Here is a 2,231-nt window from a genome sequence, read left to right on the forward strand (position 1 = left end):
TAGTTTAATGATTGGTTGCCTTTAGTTTAATGATTGGTTGCCTTTAGTTTAATGATTGGTTGCCTTTAGTTTAATGATTGGTTGCCTTTAACATTTCAAATCCGTTGTCGCTCTAGGGCTCAAAAGCCACCTAAAAAGGTTTTAAAAAGATTTATAAAAAGATATTAAAAAGTTCGGGGCATTTTGCCCCTCACAAATTCAAAAGACAAAAAGGAAAGCAACCACAAAAGTGGTTGCTCTTTTATTTATAAAAATCATTAAGTTATTACCCTTTGATGCATTATTCCAATTGCTTTATTGACATTGAGCCTCTGAACCCTTAATAAACCCTAAAACTGTCGACTCGTCGGTTTTATAGCTCACGCTATACCGACATTCGTCGAAACAGTTTAATTAAGGGTTCTTCTCAATGCACAATAAATTTTCTCGGCATAATTGCGTCCTCATAATTACAAAAAGACTTCGAATTTCTTTCTAATCCATTCATAAAGATAAATAAATCCACCTATCGCAATGATATACGGTAAGCCATAAGCAATGTACCAAACCAACGTCATAAAGCCCTCAGACGTTTTAATCTTACTAGCTATTGCTTTTTGAAGTATATCGACATGTATAAAATCCATAAAATCACTACCAATAGTCATGACTAACGTAAAAAGCATAAAGACTAATAACATTATGCCAATTCCTCGATACATGAGTTTAATTTTCTTTTGGTATGCTTCATGTGACGCTCTCACTTCTTGCAACATACGTTCATTTTCATCACGCACTTTATAAATATCTCTGCCGATTATATTAGCTAATTCATCGGTATCGACTTTATCCAATTTTTCTTTAAGTATATGAGTAAAGCTATTATGGACTTTAACACCATTATCTCGAAAATCCTTCGTCGCCTCTGTCAAATTCGATGTGAGTTGTTTTTGTTCTTTCTCTCGTGCGTTCTGGTTCTCTTGTATCTCTGTTAGATACTTGATGATGAGCTTGTTTTGTTTTTTCAGTTCGTCTAATTCTTGTCTTTCTAAGTTGTTCTGTGTTGTGTTCGACGGCGTCCCAGTCAACTTCGAATTGGTCTGTGTACGCTGCGACTGCGTCTCGCTCTGATTCCTTTTCTTCTTCTCTTTCTCGTCTTTCAAACTCATATTCTAACGCCCCCTTGTCGTAATCTTCGCCAAGTGTTTTGCCACGTACCCATTTATTGACGTTTTCAGGCTTATATGAGACGTTTTTGCCTCTGACTTTAAACTCGATACCGGATTTCTCTAAATGCTCTGAAAAGCTCTTAAAATCACTTGTATGGTCTTTCGCATTTTCAATTTTTTCTCGTAAATCATCTTTCCAAGAATATTGATCTTTTTCTATTAATGCTTTTTCAGCTTGGGTATATCTTAATTTTGCAGTATCACGTTCTGGCACACTTAAACCGTGTTCCCGACAAATCTCATCATTAAAATTTCTGACATTACGTAAGGCTTGTTTATTGTTGTTGAATTTCTTACCTGTCTCGAGGTCAATCGAATTAATCACGATATGGTTGTGTACATGATCCGTATCATTATGTGTGTACACAGCCACTTGATGATTGGGTGCTAGTTTTTCAGCGAGTTCTAAACCTAACTGATTACATTGTTCTGGAGTTACTTCATCGGGTTTGAATGATTGAATAATCACATGACCTTGATTACCATCAGTTTTGCCATATAACTCACGTGAGGCTTTAAAACTCGATTTCGCATAATCCACATCACAATTTAAGCCGCTTTTTTCAACAGCACGTTTCTCAGCGTAATTAATGGCACGTGACGTTGATTTCGTCGCACTTAATTTAGTTGTTGCCATATGTCATCCAACCTTTCACGTAATTCATTGATATTACGTTCTAATGCGCTATAATTCGGAGCGTTATATTGGTGTTGATGACAATATTTCGCAATTTGATTGGCATTTGCCCCTAATCGACTTAAATCTTTCGCAATCGATTGTCTCGTTTCTTTATCAAATTTAGGTGCGACCAATCGACTGCCTTGTGCCTTTTTCTTAACGAAAGCAGGCACACTCATATTTAAAGTTTCAGCCGACTGCTTCAACTTTAAATATTCGGATTCGCTCACACGAAAACTAATTTGTTTCGGCTACTTACGGTTGGGTTTATGGTTTTGCCCAACAGTTTCGTCGCTAGCCACAAAATGGTTTTGTTCGCTCATACATCCCACCACGCTTTCTAC

General features: G+C 36.7%; 3 protein-coding genes. All 3 read right to left on the reverse strand.

Annotated elements, in window-relative coordinates:
- Positions 1 to 449: 449 nt before the first annotated feature.
- From IR213_RS16600 to IR213_RS16005, 3 genes are read right to left on the reverse strand one after another with little or no spacing between them, the layout of a single operon-like run.
- Positions 450 to 833: a DUF334 domain-containing protein gene (locus IR213_RS16600; protein ID WP_317173159.1), complete on the reverse strand. Its 384-nt coding sequence runs from the start codon at positions 831 to 833 to the stop codon at positions 450 to 452.
- Between the two features lie 46 nt (positions 834 to 879).
- Positions 880 to 1,845 carry a relaxase/mobilization nuclease domain-containing protein gene (locus tag IR213_RS16000; RefSeq protein WP_002449125.1) on the reverse strand — a complete coding sequence of 322 codons (966 nt, stop codon included), beginning with the start codon at positions 1,843 to 1,845 and terminating at the stop codon, positions 880 to 882.
- The gene (locus IR213_RS16005; RefSeq protein WP_449404266.1) at positions 1,827 to 2,129 is read right to left on the reverse strand and encodes a plasmid mobilization protein; all 303 of its coding nucleotides are present in this window, start codon (positions 2,127 to 2,129) and stop codon (positions 1,827 to 1,829) included. The genes IR213_RS16000 and IR213_RS16005 overlap by 19 nt, the downstream gene beginning before the upstream one ends.
- Between the last annotated feature and the right edge of the window lie 102 nt (positions 2,130 to 2,231).

The sequence above is a fragment of the Flavobacterium soyangense genome (assembly GCF_015277675.1).
Taxonomy (GTDB): domain Bacteria; phylum Bacteroidota; class Bacteroidia; order Flavobacteriales; family Flavobacteriaceae; genus Flavobacterium; species Flavobacterium soyangense.

Coding starts and splice junctions, on each gene's coding strand:
- IR213_RS16000 (WP_002449125.1), bottom strand. CDS start 1,845: ATGGCAACAACTAAATTAAGTGCGACGAAATCAACGTCACGTGCCATT.